At 48.1% G+C, this 17,886-nt stretch carries 15 protein-coding genes and 3 tRNA genes; 8 read left to right on the top strand and 10 right to left on the bottom strand.

The genetic code is table 11. From position 1 onward, the window contains the following. Positions 1 to 9: 9 nt before the first annotated feature. The 4 genes from MET42_RS14770 (at position 10) to MET42_RS0107435 (ending at position 2,026) form a co-directional block, all read left to right on the top strand. A complete protein-coding gene (locus tag MET42_RS14770) occupies positions 10 to 426 on the top strand; it encodes a hypothetical protein (protein WP_157380506.1) in 417 nt (138 codons plus the stop codon). 11 nt (positions 427 to 437) lie between these two features. After that, entirely contained in the window at positions 438 to 854 is a 417-nt protein-coding gene (locus MET42_RS0107445) for an RDD family protein (protein WP_019882247.1), read from the top strand. Between the two features lie 50 nt (positions 855 to 904). After that, positions 905 to 1,246, top strand: a complete 342-nt coding sequence (locus tag MET42_RS0107440; RefSeq protein WP_019882245.1) for a hypothetical protein — start codon at positions 905 to 907, stop codon at positions 1,244 to 1,246. A gap of 159 nt (positions 1,247 to 1,405) precedes the next feature. Beyond that, a complete protein-coding gene (locus MET42_RS0107435) occupies positions 1,406 to 2,026 on the top strand; it encodes a cold shock and DUF1294 domain-containing protein (RefSeq protein ID WP_019882244.1) in 621 nt (206 codons plus the stop codon). Between the two features lie 65 nt (positions 2,027 to 2,091). Here MET42_RS0107435 and MET42_RS0107430 read toward each other — a convergent pair whose 3' ends face one another. From MET42_RS0107430 to MET42_RS0107385, 10 genes are all read right to left on the bottom strand, one after another. Then, positions 2,092 to 3,990, bottom strand: a complete 1,899-nt coding sequence (locus tag MET42_RS0107430) for a SurA N-terminal domain-containing protein (protein WP_029512367.1) — start codon at positions 3,988 to 3,990, stop codon at positions 2,092 to 2,094. A 327-nt stretch (positions 3,991 to 4,317) separates the two neighbouring features. Next, positions 4,318 to 4,394, bottom strand: a tRNA-Asp gene (locus MET42_RS0107425). 163 nt (positions 4,395 to 4,557) lie between these two features. After that, positions 4,558 to 4,633: transfer RNA gene (locus MET42_RS0107420), tRNA-Val, on the bottom strand. Positions 4,634 to 4,694: 61 nt separating this feature from the next. Beyond that, positions 4,695 to 4,967, bottom strand: coding sequence for an HU family DNA-binding protein (locus MET42_RS0107415; protein ID WP_019882242.1), 273 nt, complete (start codon positions 4,965 to 4,967; stop codon positions 4,695 to 4,697). Positions 4,968 to 5,087: 120 nt separating this feature from the next. Continuing rightward, a complete protein-coding gene (gene lon, locus MET42_RS0107410) occupies positions 5,088 to 7,523 on the bottom strand; it encodes an endopeptidase La (RefSeq protein WP_019882241.1) in 2,436 nt (811 codons plus the stop codon). Between the two features lie 135 nt (positions 7,524 to 7,658). Next, the gene (gene clpX, locus MET42_RS0107405) at positions 7,659 to 8,948 is read right to left on the bottom strand and encodes an ATP-dependent Clp protease ATP-binding subunit ClpX (RefSeq protein ID WP_019882240.1); all 1,290 of its coding nucleotides are present in this window, start codon (positions 8,946 to 8,948) and stop codon (positions 7,659 to 7,661) included. Positions 8,949 to 8,975: 27 nt separating this feature from the next. Then, positions 8,976 to 9,623, bottom strand: a complete 648-nt coding sequence (gene clpP, locus MET42_RS0107400) for an ATP-dependent Clp endopeptidase proteolytic subunit ClpP (protein WP_019882239.1) — start codon at positions 9,621 to 9,623, stop codon at positions 8,976 to 8,978. 3 nt (positions 9,624 to 9,626) lie between these two features. Next, positions 9,627 to 10,937, bottom strand: a complete 1,311-nt coding sequence (gene tig, locus MET42_RS0107395; RefSeq protein ID WP_019882238.1) for a trigger factor — start codon at positions 10,935 to 10,937, stop codon at positions 9,627 to 9,629. A 303-nt stretch (positions 10,938 to 11,240) separates the two neighbouring features. After that, positions 11,241 to 11,615 carry a RidA family protein gene (locus MET42_RS0107390; protein ID WP_019882237.1) on the bottom strand — a complete coding sequence of 125 codons (375 nt, stop codon included), beginning with the start codon at positions 11,613 to 11,615 and terminating at the stop codon, positions 11,241 to 11,243. Between the two features lie 101 nt (positions 11,616 to 11,716). Further along, positions 11,717 to 11,801, bottom strand: a tRNA-Leu gene (locus MET42_RS0107385). A gap of 146 nt (positions 11,802 to 11,947) precedes the next feature. On the opposite strand from MET42_RS0107385, the gene MET42_RS0107380 reads away from it, so the two are divergent. Genes MET42_RS0107380 through MET42_RS0107365 form a run of 4 tightly spaced genes read left to right on the top strand, consistent with a single transcriptional unit; the run spans position 11,948 to position 17,883 of the window. Next, complete coding sequence (locus MET42_RS0107380) at positions 11,948 to 12,184, top strand: hypothetical protein (protein WP_189524813.1); 237 nt, start codon at positions 11,948 to 11,950, stop codon at positions 12,182 to 12,184. Between the two features lie 45 nt (positions 12,185 to 12,229). After that, a complete protein-coding gene (locus MET42_RS0107375; protein WP_019882234.1) occupies positions 12,230 to 13,648 on the top strand; it encodes a TolC family protein in 1,419 nt (472 codons plus the stop codon). Then, positions 13,645 to 14,709 (top strand): efflux RND transporter periplasmic adaptor subunit, encoded by a 1,065-nt coding sequence (locus MET42_RS0107370; RefSeq protein WP_019882233.1) that lies wholly within the window; start codon positions 13,645 to 13,647, stop codon positions 14,707 to 14,709. The genes MET42_RS0107375 and MET42_RS0107370 overlap by 4 nt, the downstream gene beginning before the upstream one ends. A gap of 36 nt (positions 14,710 to 14,745) precedes the next feature. Beyond that, entirely contained in the window at positions 14,746 to 17,883 is a 3,138-nt protein-coding gene (locus MET42_RS0107365) for an efflux RND transporter permease subunit (protein ID WP_019882231.1), read from the top strand. The last annotated feature ends 3 nt before the right edge of the window (positions 17,884 to 17,886 follow it).

Here is a 17,886-nt window from a genome sequence, read left to right as displayed (position 1 = left end):
GAGCCAATCATGTTCATCCGCCTCATATCTCTAATTACTGGGCTGCTTGCTTTAACAGCGCCAGTCTTGCTGGCCTTACTTGTCTCGGGCGCTCTTGAGCCTTTACGTCCTGTTCGGTTTTCATATTTATCAACATTCATTCTAGCTGGGTTGGTTTTATCAATTGGTTATTTTTGTGTTGCAGTTTTTGCTCGCAAACTTGCGGCCTTCTGTTTAACAATTCGTTGCTTAGTCACGCTTATGTTGGCTTTGCCACTTACCTTCGCTCTGTATCTCGCAATCGCGAGTGATGTGTTACTTGTTACCATTGCTTGGTTAGCTATTTCCACTTTTACAGTCTGGCTTCTTTTCGTTTGCGTGTGGCCTGGCTCTAGCCCATCATTCAACAGGGACGCGCTAATGCGCGTCCCTTATCTCAAACGTTAGGCAATTAGCTCATGAACTCACAACAAATAGAATCGTCAATTAAGCTGGCCCACCCAGGAAAACGGTTTCAAGGGCAATTCATAGATGGGCTGGTTTCTTATTTGCTCGGAATAATAGTGTTCTACGTATCTGATTTCTTTATCAGCAGAGAGCCCGCCGTATATTTTGGCTTTGCTGTTGGTTTTTTGTACTTCCTGTTATCAGACGCTTTACCTAATGGTCAAAGTGTTGGTAAACGGCTTCTAAATATTCGGGTAATTCACAAGGAAACGAAGCTTCCCTGCTCTTTGTTTCAATCATTTCTACGAAACGCTACGTTTCCGCTAGGCATCCTTGATTGGGCTCTAATATTTTTTGGCGCACATCGCAGACTGGGCGACTTCATTGCGTCCACGATAGTTGTTAAAAATGATAGCAAATCGACCTAATCCCTCCATCAAGCGTGACTTGCTAAAGCCAGCCTCTTAATTCAAACGTTATGTATAAAGACACCAACTACACTCCTAATCACATACCTGCAAATGAAAGAATGCAAAATATTGTTTTCTCTCTTTTGCTAGCTGCCTATGGCGCATATGGTGTCTGGGTTAACGATCTGTATATCCCGGGGAAACGCTCTAAAGGCATTCATCTTCACGATGTCCCTGCTTGGATAATGTATGCAGCATTTATTTGTGCCTGTTTAGTGATGCTCTCAGTGGTCGTCGACCATTACGACAAACGTAACAACGAGACCAATTACAAGCTATTCGCAAATGTTTTTAAGTATCTTGGGTGGGGATTTTTTGGGCTTTCCTTAATAATGGCAATCATTCGGTAATGCATAACCCATCCATCAATGGGACGTGCTAAAACGCACTGCACTTCGCAACCAAACCTTACCAATGAGATGCGAACATAAGATCTACTATAGTATTCACAAGCGCTCCACTGTCAAAATAGCCAAAGTTAATTTGACAGACGAGCCATAGATTTAAAAATGTTAGGTAATCGTGTTATGCGCTATCAAGGCAGAGTCACCTCTTGGAAAGACGAACAAGGTTTTGGCTTTATCACACCGCATGGCGGTGGCAACCAGATGTTTGTTCATATTACGGCTTTTACGAATCGTTATCGCCGACCGATGAATAATGACATTGTGACTTACACAGTCAAAAAGGCTGAAAATAGAAAACTGCAGGCTGAACACGTTAAATACATTGATGATGCAGTACGATCCAAAGATGGTACCTTTCTGTTACTTTTTGCCATTGTTTTTCTTGCCTGCATGGCTACCGCGGTCTTTTTGAGAAAACTACAGCCACTTATCTTTTACCTTTATATCGCAGCAAGCATTTTGTCGCTGATCGTCTATCAGCGAGATAAATCAGCAGCCAAGCGAAATCTGAGACGCACACCAGAAATTACATTACATATACTGGCATTGATTGGTGGCTGGCCGGGCGCAATCCTGGCACAAAGGTGGTTTCGCCACAAATCGAAAAAGCTTTCTTTCCAACTCTTATTCTGGATGACGATTACTCTTAACTGTGCCGCGCTTGCCTGGTTGCTTTCATCTGGTATTACAACCGCTTTGAGTTTTTTTGCCAGTTCGCAATAAAAACCTCTCTATACAAAATAAAAAAGGAGGGCAATGCCCTCCTTTCTTTACTTCAGCTCGCTAAATTATTCATTACCTTTTGATAACAATACTTTCGCATTGAACTGAATATCTTTCTTGGCTTTGAGTGAGCCGACATAAGCGTGGGACATTTCATCACCCAATGCTGCCTGATAGGCTTTAAACGCTCTGTCAGCCACGTCCGGCTGGTCTTTGAGCTTCTGGTTAACCGCAATCACTTTAATCACGGTGTAGCCCTTATTAGCTTCATTAAAACCATAGTAGGCTGGCAAGGCATGCGTATTCACCTTAAACACATTTCTCATCACGCCATCGCTTAAACCTTGTGCATTTCTGCGATCAATTGTCACCGGAGTGATCCAGTCAGTGTCCGCCGCTTTACCTGCTTTAAGGTCTGCCAGCAGTGCTTCACCTTTTTGTTGTGCCAGCTTGCCTGCGGCTTCGGCTTTCAACAGTGCCTCAATGCCACCTTTCACTTCATCAAAGCTACGTGGTGCTTCTGGCGCATACTCGACCACGCGTCCGGCGATCAAGTTGTTTGGTGACACTTCAACAGCTTCGGTATTGCGTTTTTCTTTCAGTACTTCATCAGAAAATACCAAGGTTGCAAAACGATCACTCTTAAAGAATTTAGAGATTTCGTCTTTGCTCATCGCCGGAGAGGTTTGTACTTGTACATTAAACTTCTTGGCGACCGGGTCCAGGCTGCCGGATTGCTCGTAGACAGTGTTACCGAAGTCATCTGCCAGTTCTGCATATTTGGCTTGTGCTTTCTGGAACAGCAATTCTGCTTTCAGTTTGAGTTTCACAGAGTCGAAGTCAGAAGACTCACCAGTAATGCCAGTCAGCTTGATAATGTGGTAACCAAACTCGGACTCAACCAGGTCACTCATATCGCCGACCTTCATCGAGAAGGCTGCGTCTTCAAACGGTTTCACCATAGCGCCACGACCAAAGCTACCCAGGTCGCCACCCTTACCAGCAGAACCGGTGTCTTGTGAATTTTCAATTGCCAGCTTTTCAAAGCTCTTGGGGTTGGCTTTGACTTGTTTCAGAATAATCTCGGCTTTCTGTTTGGCGGCTGCTTTTTCAGCTGGCGTTGCTGTGCTGCTGAAGCCAATCAGGATATGACTGGCTTGACGCTGTTCGTCGCCTTGCAATTTAGCCGCATTTTCGTCGTAGAACTGCTTCAACTCTGCATCCGTCACACTTACCTGCCCCATCAAACCAGCGGCCGTCAGCAAAGCAAATTGCAGCTTCACCTTGGCTGGCGCGATGAACTTGGTTTTATGCTGATTGTAATAGGCTTGCACTTGCTCTGGTGTGACGTTGACCTGATTCACGAAATCAGACACTTTAACGTCAACCACAGTGACTTCACGTTGCTCAAACTCTGACATGAGTGATTGCTCAGCCACTTTTTTCGGCATAAACACCAGGTTAGTCAAACCATCACGCACCTGCTGTACAGCCAGGTCCTTACGTACGCTTTGTTCAAACTTGGCTGGGGTCAGTTTATTTTGCGTCAGCAGCTGATTATAAGTCTCTTCAGAAAACTTACCGTTGCTCTGAAATTCTGGCATCCCTAATACGTGTTGGCTCAATTGCTCATCACTGATCTTGAAGCGATAGTCCTGAACTGCGCCTTCTACCAAACGGCGGGTAATAATGCCATCCAGCACGGACTGCTTGAATGCCGGGCTTTCCAGCATGGCTGGATCAACTTTTTGCCCTTGTGACTGCATGTAGTTACGTGCATTTTCAACGGCGTTAGAGAACTCCTGTAAAGAGATCTTTTGGCCATCTACTTTAGCCACAGCGACTTGACCACCGGCCTGATTTAAATAGGAGTCGATCCCAAACAATGCAAATGGCACCACAATCAGCGCCAGAATGATTTTTGCCATCCATCCTTGTGTATGTTTTCTTAGTGCTTCCAACATTTTATAGTTTCCATTACCTGATTTTTTGCAACGGTAAACTATACCATAAACCCGCCAATATAGCCGGATTCCAGCCTAGTGTTCATACTTTGACAGCGGCTTTATTGGCAGGAAACAAGTGGGCGCATCAGTACGGGATGCTTAGAATGAAGCATTATTAAATGTGCATGCCGAAAGCTTGAGATCCATGCATGACGCAATGCAAAAAATATCGATTTAAATATTCAATCTAAATTGAAATGCAAAGCTTAAAGGCGGATATGAATAGCAAAGAGATGACAGAAATGCAGAAAAGAAAAAAGCCCTGAATAATCAGGGCTTTTTATTTGGCGGAGCGGACGGGACTCGAACCCGCGACCCCCGGCGTGACAGGCCGGTATTCTAACCAACTGAACTACCGCTCCCGGTAATCGTTAAGCTGAAATTATAACATCGTTTTTTATAAAATCAACAACTATTTTTTAATTATTAATCAGCACTTAGCTTCACTAATTAAAGTAACTTCTCAAGTACTGCGTCACTCAAAAAATTAAGAGCGCATACTTCGCACTCTTAATTTTAATTGTTTGGTGGGTGCTAACGGGGTCGAACCGCTGACATTCGCCTTGTAAGGGCGACGCTCTACCAACTGAGCTAAGCACCCGTAACAACCACTTGTGTTGCTACTGCTGGCAGAGCAACTAACGCTGCTCAACCAAAGAATGCTAGTTTACAGCATCTTTAAGGCCTTTACCAGCCCTAAATTTAGGAGATTTTGCAGCTTTGATATTAATTGTTGCGCCGGTACGAGGATTACGGCCAGAACGGGCAGAACGCTCACCTACATAGAATGTACCAAAACCAATCAAGGTTACCAGATCACCTTTTTTCAATGCGCCGGAAATAGCCTCAGTTGTTGCATCCAGAGCACGAGCCGCAGCGGCTTTAGAAATACCAGCAGCACTTGCAATATGATCTATCAATTCTGATTTATTCACGTGTTTCCCCTAATAACTAGTTAAAAAGACAGGTACATCCTGTACCGTCTTTATATCAAGCCGCAAAACGAGCTGTCAAGCGCTAATCCGGCCTTTTGACAATAATTCGCATCAATTTTACTAATGCGTGACAGCTTGCTCCGAATTCGCATCCCCAGAAGCGACAATCTCAACAGCTGGCGCATCGACTACCAGAGGTTGCGGCGCACTTTCGAGGGCCAAATCCAGCACCTGATCGATCCATTTTACGCAATGAATCTCCAGATCCTTCTTGATATTGGCCGGAATTTCGACCAGATCTTTTTCGTTGGCAGAAGGAATTAGCACTGTTTTAATCCCACCTCTATGGGCTGCCAACAGTTTCTCTTTCAATCCGCCAATCGGCAAGACTTCACCACGTAACGTAATTTCGCCTGTCATCGCGACATCAGCACGCGCTGGAATGCCAGTGAGTACCGATACAATCGCTGTTGTGAGGCCAATACCAGCACTTGGGCCATCTTTAGGGGTCGCCCCTTCTGGCAAGTGAATATGGATGTCCTTCTTCTCGTAGAAGTCGGTTGGGATGCCCAAGCCTTCTGAACGGCTACGCACAACGCTCATCGCAGCGGTCACAGACTCTTGCATCACATCACCCAGCTTACCAGTGGTAATGGTTTTGCCTTTACCTGGCAAAGTCACGGCTTCAATGGTCAGCAACTCGCCACCGACTGAAGTCCAGGCCAGCCCTGTCACCTGCCCCACCTGGTTTTCTTTGGCAGCAACACCAAAGTCGTAGCGCTTTACGCCCAGATATTGCTCAATGTTTTTGCTAGTAATATTGACCTTCTTAACCGTTTTGCTTTTACCTTTAGCCAGCAATTGCTCTTTAACGGCTTTACGGCAAATTTTGGCGATCTCTTGCTCCAGACGGCGAACACCGGCCTCACGCGTGTAATAACGCACGATATCGCGCAATACACTCTCGGCCACAGAAATATCTGTGGTTTTCAGCGCGTGCGCTTTTAATTGCTTAGGCAGCAAGTAGCGTTGAGCGATATTAATCTTTTCGTCTTCGGTGTAGCCGGACAGGCGAATGATTTCCATACGATCCAGCAATGGCTCAGGAATATTCATACTGTTAGCCGTTGCCACGAACATGACGTCGCTCAGGTCATAGTCCACTTCAACATAGTGATCGGCAAAAGTATGGTTTTGCTCTGGGTCCAACACCTCCAGCAACGCGGAAGATGGATCACCACGCATGTCTTGCCCCATCTTGTCGACTTCGTCGAGCAGGAATAAAGGGTTTTTCACGCCAACCTTGGTCATGCTCTGCAGCACTTTACCCGGCATGGAGCCAATGTAAGTACGACGGTGGCCTCGAATTTCGGCTTCATCACGCACACCGCCCAATGCCATACGCACAAACTTGCGGTTCACGGCTTTAGCGATGCTCTGTCCCAGAGAGGTTTTACCTACCCCTGGAGGGCCCACCAGGCACAAGATGGGGGCCTTGAGCTTGCCTACGCGTTGTTGTACTGCCAGATACTCCACAATCCGCTCTTTGACTTTATCCAGGCCGTAATGGTCTGCATCCAGAATCTCTTCTGCGGTTTGCAGATCTTTGCTGATTTTGGTTTTCTTTTTCCAAGGCAGGTTAAGCAAGGTATCAATATAGTTGCGCACCACGGAAGCTTCAGCTGACATCGGGGACATCAATTTGAGTTTCTTGAACTCGGCAGTGACCTTAGCCAAGGCTTCTTTAGGCATGGCCGCATTTTTGATGCGCTGCTCAAGCTCTTCCATCTCGGCATTTTCGTCTTGCTCGCCCAACTCTTTCTGAATCGCTTTGACTTGCTCATTCAGATAGTACTCACGCTGGCTTTTCTCCATTTGGCGTTTCACACGGCCACGGATGCGTTTTTCTACCTGCAAGATGTCAATTTCAGACTCCATCAGGAACAGCAAGTGCTCCAATCGCTCGATGACACTGAGCATTTCCAGTACTTTCTGCTTTTCCTCAAGCTTGAGGGTCAGATGTGCAGAAATGGTATCCGCCAAGCGACCAGGCTCGTTAATCGTCGCCAATGAGGTCAGGATTTCAGGGGGAATCTTTTTGTTCAGTTTGACGTATTGGTCAAACTGGGTCATGACGGTACGCATCAAGGCTTCAGCCTCTTTGTCGTCCTGGTCGGTTTGCTCAACTTCTACACCCAATGCCATAAAGCAATCGTCGGTTTCCATAAAATCGGAAACACGCACACGATGCAGACCTTCAACCAATACTTTCACGGTGCCATCCGGCAACTTCAGCATTTGTAATACGGTTGCCAGCGTCCCGATTTCGTACAGGTCTTCTGCCGTAGGATCGTCTTTGTTGGCCGATTTCTGGGCCACCAGCAAAATCTTTTTATCGCCTTCTGAGGCGCGTTCCAGCGCTTTAACCGACTTGGTGCGGCCAACAAACAGCGGAATCACTAAATGCGGGTAGACAACGACATCGCGCAATGGCAATAACGGGATTAAAGCGTTTTCTTCGGGTATCTCGGAGTCAAGCAAAGTGTGTTCTGTCATAGCGTCTTTCAAAAAGTGTCAAAGGAGCCAGTCCTTTGCATTTAGATGGGAACATTCTTTGAGAATTCAAGAGAGCAGGCATCTAATGTTGTAGATGCTATCTTGCAATAGCCAGGTGGCTATTGCAAGGGGGATTTAGTTTGCGTTTTCAACGCGTTTTTGCGCATCCTGATAAATCAGAATTGGTTCGGAAGTGTGTTCAATCACGCCAGCATCTACAATCACCTTAGCCAGGCCCTTGAGTGATGGCAATTCATACATGAGGTCAAGTAATGAATGTTCCATGATAGAACGCAAACCACGTGCACCGGTTTTACGCTCAAGCGCTTTTTTAGCGATCAAAAGCAGTGCGGAATCTTCAAACTCCAGCTCCACGCCTTCCATCTTGAACAACTTCATATACTGTTTGGTCAATGCATTTTTCGGCTCAACCAAAATCGTCATCAAAGCCGCTTCATCCAGAGACTCCAGCGTTGCCACCACTGGCAAACGACCAATAAACTCAGGAATCAGGCCAAACTTGATCAGATCTTCTGGCTCAACTTCGCGCAGGACTTCGCCAACAGCACGTACATCCTCTTTGCTCTTCACTTCAGCGCCAAAACCAATGCCGCCTTTTTCCGAGCGATGACGAATGACTTTTTCCAGACCATCAAATGCACCACCGCAAATGAACAGGATGTTAGTCGTGTCCAGTTGCACAAATTCCTGGTTAGGATGTTTGCGGCCACCTTGTGGTGGTACAGAAGCAATCGTGCCTTCGATCAGTTTCAGCAAGGCCTGCTGCACGCCCTCACCTGACACATCACGCGTAATAGATGGGTTGTCAGATTTACGGGAAATCTTGTCAACTTCATCGATATAGACAATACCGCGCTGCGCTTTCTCAACGTCGTAGTCACACTTTTGCAGCAATTTCTGCATGATGTTTTCAACGTCTTCCCCCACATAACCAGCTTCAGTCAACGTGGTGGCATCGGCCATGACGAATGGCACATCCAGCAGGCGTGCCAACGTTTGTGCCAGCAAAGTTTTACCTGAGCCCGTTGGCCCGATTAGCAAAATATTGCTTTTTTGCACTTCGATGTCATCTTTACCGGTCTGATTGGCGTCAGACAACGGGTTGTAACCCAGGCGTTTGTAGTGGTTGTATACCGCTACAGCCAGATTCTTTTTCGCCTGTACCTGGCCAATGACGTATTGATCCAGAATCAGGCAGATTTCCTGTGGTGTCGGCAGTTTTTTATCTGCGGACTTGATTTCGTTCAGGCTCTGGATTTCTTCGCGGATAATGTCGTTGCACAAATCAACGCATTCATCGCAAATGAATACAGAGGGACCAGCAATCAGTTTTTTGACTTCGTGCTGGCTTTTGCCACAAAACGAGCAATATAAAAGCTTTTCGCTATCAGATTTGTTTGCCATGCTATTCCCCTGCTGGTTGCTCGCTGATTAAACAGCGCTACGTGCGGCAATCACCTGGTCTACCAGACCATAAGCCTTGGCAGCGTCAGCACTCATAAAATTGTCACGATCGGTATCGTTGGCAATAGTTTCAATATTTTGACCCGTATGATGAGCCATGATGCCATTCAATTTGTCTTTGAGGTACAAAATCTCTTTGGCGTGAATCGCGATATCAGACGCCTGGCCCTGGAAACCGCCCAGTGGCTGATGAATCATCACGCGAGAGTTAGGCAGGCAAAAACGCTTGCCCTTGGCGCCTGCAGTCAGCAGAAACGCGCCCATGCTGGCCGCCTGGCCAATGCACAATGTGCTCACGTCCGGTTTGATAAACTGCATGGTGTCATAAATTGACATACCGGCAGTCACCGAGCCGCCTGGAGAGTTAATGTACAAGGAAATATCCTTGTCCGGATTTTCTGCCTCAAGGAACAACAGCTGCGCCACTACCAGGTTGGCTGTCATATCATTGACAGGACCCACCAGGAAAATGACGCGCTCTTTGAGTAATCTTGAATAGATGTCATACGAACGCTCACCGCGGCCACTTTGCTCAATGACCATTGGGATATAGCCAAGCCCTTGCGGCTCCATTCTTTGTTGCATCATGCCCTCGTTCGCGTTCATATAATTCATGGTTTAAGCACCTGCCATCATCAATTCATCAAATTTAATTTTTTTGTTAGTGACTTTGGCTTTATCCAGCACCCAAGCCACTACATTCTCTTCTGTTGCCAATGCTGCAGGCTCATCCAGACGTTTAACATCTGCATAATACCAGCTGACCAGCTCATCAGGCTTCTCAAAGCTTTGCGCAAAGCTATCAACCATCGCACGTACTTGATCAGCTGACGCTTGCAAGTTATTGGTATTCACCAACTCAGTCAATACCATACGCAATTTGGCGTTACGTTGCGCCTGTGTTTCAAACACAGAAGGCTCCATCGGCACTTGCGCTGGATCTACACCACGTTGGCGCAGGTTTTGTGCCGCTACTTGCATCAGGCGGTTGGTTTCAGCAGACACAATCGCTTTTGGCAATTCGAAGCTGGTTTCATCCACTAGGGCCTGGAATACAGACTCTTTGACACGCGCTTTGATACGCTTGTCGACTTCTTGCTCCAGACTTTGTTTGATTTCAGATTTCATGGTGTCAAGGTTACCGTCTTCCACGCCCAGGTTTTTAGCAAACTCAGCGTCGATTTCAGGATAAACCGGTTGTGACACAGACACGAATTTCACGTCATAAGTCACTGTTTTACCTGCTAATTGTGCAGGATTGTGATCAGCCGGGTAAGTAATATCGAATGACTTCTCAGTACCCGCTTTACCACCGACCAAGGCATCATCAAACTCCTTGACGCGGCCTGGCTCACCAATCACCAGGTCAATACCACGATCGCCCGTGCTTTCAACCTGTTGACCATCGATAGAAGCCGTCAATGTAATGTTAATACGATCCGCCTTTTTAGACGCACGTTTCACAGGCTCGTAACTGACGCGCTGCTTCACCAACACATCCAGTGTTTTTTCTACGTCAGCATCGGACAACTCCAGTGCCGGGCGCTCGATTTTCACTTTGCTCAGATCACCCACAGCAACTTCCGGGAAAATCTCAAAAGTAGCGATGTATTCAAACTCTTCTGCAGCATCTTTAAATGGCAGGTGTTCAATATTCGGGAAGCCAGCAACACGCAGTTTGTTCTGCTCAACAGCATCGCCAAAGCTGGTCTCAACCGCTTTGGAGTAAACCTCGTCACGCACCTGATCACCATAGTGCTGATTAACCAGGCCAATAGGCGCTTTGCCCGGACGGAAACCAGAAAATTTGGCTGTACGAGAAATTTGCTGTAAACGTTGTCTGATTTGCCCTTCCAGCGGAGCTAAAGGGACTTTGATAGTCATGCGACGTTCCAAGTTGCTGACTGTTTCAACAGATACTGCTGCCATGCTGAACTTCCTGTAAAAATCGTTTTAATAACGATGGGTTATGTAAGTAGACGCCTGCTTGTGCGTCTTAATAAATGTTTAAACACAACCTGACCACACTCTAAAGGCTTTTAATGGCGATCAAATTATGAAAAAAGAGCCTAAAAATATAACACAAGTCTCAATTGAAATAAACTTCAAGCCGATGCCTACGCAATAAGCGTATCACTTCGCTTCATCAAATAGAATAAAGCTAGTCAAAAAGCCTGTGTTTAAGTGTTATATGGCGCCAGAAAAACAGACTTCAAGCGCCATCTGCCAGCATTATTTTAAAGCAACAATAGCTTCAATTTCCACCAATACATCGCGTGGCAACTTGGCCACTTGCACAGTAGAGCGCGCAGGCGTATGTGTCACAAACGCTTCAGCGTAAATCTGGTTCATCGCAGCAAAATCATCCAGGTTTTTAAGAAACACCGTTGTTTTAACCACTTGCTGCAAGCTGCCGCCTGCGGCTTCAATAATTGCTTGCAGATTTGCCAACACCTGGCGGGTTTGTGTCACGATGTCGCCATCATTCAAACTGCCGTCCGGACGCAATGCAATTTGGCCAGAGGTATAAAGAATATTACCGACGACAACCCCTTGCGCATAAGGGCCAATCGCAGCGGGTGCATTTGGTGTTTGTACAATATTCATATGTCATCTCTTTCTGCTCATTATCCAACGCTAAAAACAATAAAGGCCTCCTGCAACGGAAGCCTGTTATTTCGTTTATGCACCACCCGATTATAATAAGGTGGTGCGAAAGGAGAGACTCGAACTCTCACGCCTCGCGGCGCTGGAACCTAAATCCAGTGCGTCTACCAATTCCGCCACTTTCGCATCTTGCCAGCCAACACCGACAATTCGCTATTATAGCCCATTTTTAAGCGATTCCACAAACTTGGAGCGTTCACATTGACAAGCCTGACGTTCAACTGCAAGATGCTGGATTAAAGATCATAAAGAAGTTGTTGATGGGACAGGATATGCATTCAGCCGAAGAAAATATGCTTAGAGCGGAACTTGAGCTTTTAATGCGAGAGCGTGAGATTTTGCTCAAAATTACTGGTGTGGCTGCCGGTTTAATCGCAGAACTCAATACAACCGACTTGCCGATTCGCACAGTCGAAGCAGCGGATTTGCTGGCAACTACCATCAATCAGTTGCCAGAAGAACTGTTGCAAGACGCGCTGGATGCTGTCCACGCGACCATCGTCGAATAAATTCTCGCCGGGTGCTGGTGTGTGTGCACCAGCCCTGCAAACGCCATGCGTCTGCTCGCCTACCTTTCCCCGCTGCTGTTAACGGCGTGCGGCATTGCCTTTCAGGCCAAGCCTATTCCACAGCAACAGAATATTGATGTCATTCAACAGGCAACGCCTGCTGCAGATGGTTTTAAAACCTTTATTGAATCTAAATCGCCACCCATGCCGTGGCCGATTAATGCGTGGGATCTGGATAGCCTGACGCTGGCAGCGCTCTACTTTCACCCTGCTCTCAAAGTCGCCAAGTCTGACTACGCCGTGGCCTTGGCAGGGATTACCAGCGCCGGTTTGCGCCCGCAAGTTGGCCTGAATGGCCAGTTATCGCACAGCAACCGTGCCAATGGTGATATTAATCCTTGGTCTTACGGTTTGCAGGTGGATCTCCCGCTGATTACCGCCAACAAGCGGCAGATCAATATCGACATTGCACAATACCAGGCCGACATTGCAAAAATAATGATTTCGGAAACTGCCTGGACTTTACGGCAGCAACTGAGCCTGGACTTGATTCTGCTGGCTGAGCAACAAGCCATGCAAGGCAACCTGAGCAGATTGCAGAAAGCCCAGCAGACACTGCTTGCCGCCTACCAGAAGCGGCTGGACTATGGTGTAGCGGGCAAATCAGATGTACTGCCAATCCGCCTGCAACATGACCAATCCGCCTGGCAATTGCAGCAACTGACCTTGCAAATCAGGCAAACCGAGCAAAAGATTCTGCATGATGCCGGCCTGACCGAGCAACATAATCTGCCACTTAATATCGCCCCACTTCAGTTGTCGCAGATATTGAAAGCACGCTTTGCACAGTCGCAGGCCTATGCAGATGCGTCCACCATCCAGAATACCGCTTTAACCAACCGCATGGATATCCAGCGCGGGCTGGCACAATATGCAAAAGCTGAATCACAACTCCGATTGGAAATGGCCAAGCGTTACCCGGACCTGTCACTCAACCCGGGCATGATTTATGAGTATGGCGACAAAATCTGGTCTTTGGGCATAGGCACTATGCTTAACCTGCTCAATAAATCTTCTGACCTGTGGGCACATGCCGAGCAGGTGCGGCAGAATGAAGCGGTTCGCTTTTATGCCTTACAACACCAGGTCATCCAGCTTTCAGAGCAGTCTTTTATCAAGTACCGCGACGCTGCCAAGCTGTTGGTAACATTAACCCATGAATATGAACAGCAATCCGGTCGCAAACTGCAACTGGAAAAGCAGTGGCATCAAGGGCTGATCGATAAAACAGAATACCTGCAAATAGAAATCCAATTCTATAGTGCACAGCAGCGCCTGATCACGCAACAGGCCAATGTCATGCGTGCATTGCAGGAGATTGAAAATGTGATGCAAAAACCGATTGCGCTATCACAACGTGCAACGGCTTTTGCCAACCAGCAACAAGAGGCGCCAGCAAAATGAATAAAAAAGCACTCTGGATTATCGGGGCCCAGATTATTTTAATTGTCATTCTGATTTGGGCCATCGTGTTTGTTGGCCGCGATGAATATGAGTCGATTCAGGATGATAGCGAAGAAGAAATTGAAGGGCCGGTGCGCGTCACTGAGCAAAACGGCCTGCAAGTGGTGCAACTCAATCTGGCGACGCAACAAAACAGCGGCATCAGTGTACAACCATTACAGCCCTATGATTACCACGGCAATATCAAAGTGCTGGGTTCTGTGATGTCAATTCAAACTCTGGTCGACTACAACAGCCAATATCAACTACTTAAATCACAACTGGCGCTGGCTGAAAGTGTGCTTCCCAACCACCAGTTACAATATCAACGCTATAAACATCTGAATGAAGACGACAAGAACGTCTCTGATAAAGCCGTGCAGGAAGCGCAGGCATTGGTGATTAACGACCAAACCCAGATCAAAACCGCACAGGCACAGCTGAAAGCACTCACCGACACCATTATTGCGCAATGGGGCCAACCACTGGCCATGCTGGTGACGCAGCACCCGTCACCCGGCCCACTGCATGAGTTGCTGATGCAAAAGAAAGTCTTGGTGCAGGTCAGCTTCCCGCTCAATTTCAAGGCGCCGGAGGGCAACTCCAGCCTGTATATTTCGCCTATCCAAGACGAAATTGCACCGATTAAAGCCGACTATGTGTCGCAATCCATCCAGACCGATATCAGCAATATTGGTAAAACCTATTTCTATAGTGCGCCAGCAGACTATTTGCGCGTCGGTATGCGTGTCAATGTCGTGCCGGCACAATCTTCTTCTGCCACCATGAAAGGGGTCATTGTGCCTAACCAGGCCATTGCCTGGCATGGCGGCATGGCCTGGATTTACGTTAAAACCAAGCCGGATACCTTTTTGCGCAAACCAATCGCCTCTGATATTGAGCTGGACAATGGCTGGTTTGATAACAGTATCGCGCCAGGCACTGAAGTGGTGACCCGCGGCGCGCAGCTATTATTGTCAGAAGAATTCAAGTTTCAGATCAAAAATGAAAATGAAGACTAAGCTGAGAATGCTGACAAACCATAGAGGCCTGCAAACATGATGGCGGCACTGGTCAGGTTTGCCATCCGCTTTTACGGCGTGATGATCGGACTCGCCCTGCTGGTCATTGTTTATGGCGCCTACAGCCTGACACAGAGTGACCTCAACGTATTCCCGGAGTTTGCCCCAACGCAGGTGGTGATTCAAACCGAGTCGCCAGGACTCTCGGCTAGCCTGGTCGAGAAACTGGTCACGCAGCCGATTGAAAATGTCATTTCGGGAGCGATCGGCATTAAAAGCCTGCGCTCGCAGTCGATCCCTGGTCTGTCTATTATTACGGTGATTTTTCAGGATAAATCAGACATTTACCGTAACCGGCAAATCGTCGCCGAACACCTGAATATGCTGGGCAGCCAGTTGCCGCCCGGGATTGTGCCCAATATCACCCCGCTCACCTCCTCGGCCAGCACGGTGATGGGCATCGGCGTGACCTCAGACAAACTGTCACTGATGCAACTACGCACCCTGGTCGACTGGCACCTCACACCGCATTTGATGGCGATTCCTGGCGTCGCTGATATCAACGTCTACGGCGGCGAAGTGCGCCAGTTTCAAATCAAGATTGATCCACGCAAACTGATGCTGTATCAATTGAATGTGCAAGACGTCGTCAATGCGGCCAGCCGTGCCACCGGCGTACGTGGCGCAGGCTATATTCAAAACGACAACCAGCGCATTATCCTCAATAGCCAGGGCCAGACCACTACGCCGCAACAATTAGCCAATATCACCCTATTACGCAAACTGGGCCGTACCATCCGCATCAGTGATGTGGCAGAGGTCGCCGAAGGGGCTGCCCCTTCTATCAGCGCAGCGGCCATCAATGGCCATCCCGCGGTCTATTTATCAGTACAAGGCCAACTGGGCGCCAATGTCTATGCGTTGACCAAGCTGCTGGAACGCAAACTGGCAGATATCAAGCCCAGCCTGACCGCACAAAAAGTGACCCTGCATGAAGGCTTGTTCCGTCCGGCCAACTTTATTGAAACCGCCATACACAGTTTGCGTACGGATATTTTAATCGGCTCATTCCTGGTGGTGCTGGTGCTGTTTGCATTCCTGTTTAACGTGCGTACTGCAGTCATTTCAGCAACAGCGATTCCATTGTCGTTGCTGACCGCGATTGTGGTGCTGTATCAATACGGCGTTGGGCTGAACATTATGGTGCTGGGCGGCTTGGCTATTGCCTTAGGCGAAGTAGTTGACGATGCCATTATTGATACGGAAAATATTTTCCGCCGCTTGCGTGAAAACCGTTTACTGTCGCAACCGCTGCCCGCGGCACAAGTGGTATTTCGTGCCTCCATGGAAGTCCGCAGCTCCGTGGTCTATGCCACCATTATCGTGGCACTGGTCTTTTTACCGCTGCTAACCTTGTCTGGCGTGGCTGGTAAATTATTTGCCCCTTTGGGCTACGCGTATATTTCAGCCATCCTGGCCTCACTGCTGGTTGCCCTCACCCTCACGCCCGCGCTTTGCTACGCCTTGCTGGCCAACGCACCATTGCAAAACGAAGACTCACCGGTGTTGCGCTGGCTGAAGCAGCGCTACGTGAAACTGCTGCACCAAATTGAGCATCGTTACCAGTTGATCCTGATGACCAGCTTTGTCTGCATTGCGCTGGGCCTGGCTATTCTGCCTTTATTCAGAAGCCAGTTTATCCCGGCGTTGCGCGAAGGCCACTATATCCTGCATATGACAACGGTGCCTGGCACCTCGGAAATACAATCACTCAAGCTGGGCAACCAGGTCACCAAAGTACTGCTGGAGATTCCTGGCGTGAAAAGTGTCGCACAATGGGTAGGCCGCGCGCCCAATGCCGCCGATACATTTGGCACGCATTACAGTGAATTTGAAGTCGAAATCGGCACTGTATCCGGCAAAGAGCAAGAACGTATTTTTCACGATATTCGCGAAGAGCTTGCCGGCGAAACAGAAGATGACGATGGTGATGGCAAAGTCGAACTGGGCTTTGTCGGTGCCAACTTTGCCATTAATACCTTTTTAACCGAGCGCATTGAAGAAACCATCTCAGGCTATGCGGCAGGCCTGGTGATTAATATTTTTGGCCAGGACCTGGATGCGCTGGACAGGGATGCCCAGAAGGTTGCCAACCTGCTTGGCAGCATCCGTGGCGTGCGCGATGTGATGGTGCAATCGCCACCAGAAACGCCGGAAATTGTGATTCGCCTAAAACAGGAAAAACTGGCGCTATGGGGCCTGCAACCCGTAGACGTGCTGGATACAGTGAAAGCCTGTTACGAAGGTGTCCCGGTCAATCATGTGTTTATGGGCAACCGCTCCATCGGCGTCAGCGTACTGCTCAATGATGCCTCGCGCGACGATATTGCAGACATGCGCAATATCCCGATCTTCAACCCTGAAGGCCAAATGCTCAAATTGTCCGATGTCGCCTATGTGGCGCAAGAAGGTGGCCGCTCCAAGATTCTGCACTCGGGTGCCAAACGTATTCAAACTATCACGGCCAATATTGTTGGTCGCGACCAGGGCTTATTGCTCGAAGACATACGCAGTACTTTGCATAAAAAACTGCAATTAAACAGCGGCAACTACCTCGAGTTTTCTGGTGAAGCAGAAGCCAATGCGCAATCGCGGCAAGACTTGATTATTCACTCGCTGGTGGCTGGCGTGGCGATTTTTCTTATGCTGTATATCGCGTTTGGCCGCTTGCGTAACCTGATGCTCACGTTCGCCAACCTGCCGTTTGCGCTGATTGGCGGCGTTGTCGCTACCTTCTTTACCGGCGGCTGGATTTCGGTCGGCACACTGGTGGGCTTTGTGACCTTATTCGGTATCACGCTGCGCAACTCCATTATGATGGTGTCGCACTTTCAGCACCTGGTGGATGTAGAAGGCTATGAGTGGAATCTGGAAACATGTATCCGTGGCGCCTCTGAACGTTTGCCTTCAGTCTTAATGACAGCGTTGGTCACGGCACTTGGACTGTTACCGTTAGCGATTGGTAGCGGCGAGCCGGGACGGGAAATTGAGGGGCCGATGGCAACGATTATTGTCGGTGGCCTGATTTCTTCCACCATCCTCAACTTGCTGATTTTACCGACCATCATGTTGCATTTTGGCCGTTTCGAGAAAAGTGATGCAACAGTCTCCTAAGTG

It is taken from the genome of Methylophilus sp. 42 (assembly GCF_000384155.1).
In the GTDB taxonomy this organism is placed as follows: Bacteria; Pseudomonadota; Gammaproteobacteria; order Burkholderiales; family Methylophilaceae; genus Methylophilus.
The sequence above is the reverse complement of the archived record's forward strand: the minus strand, read 5'-3'. Positions and strand labels throughout refer to the sequence as shown.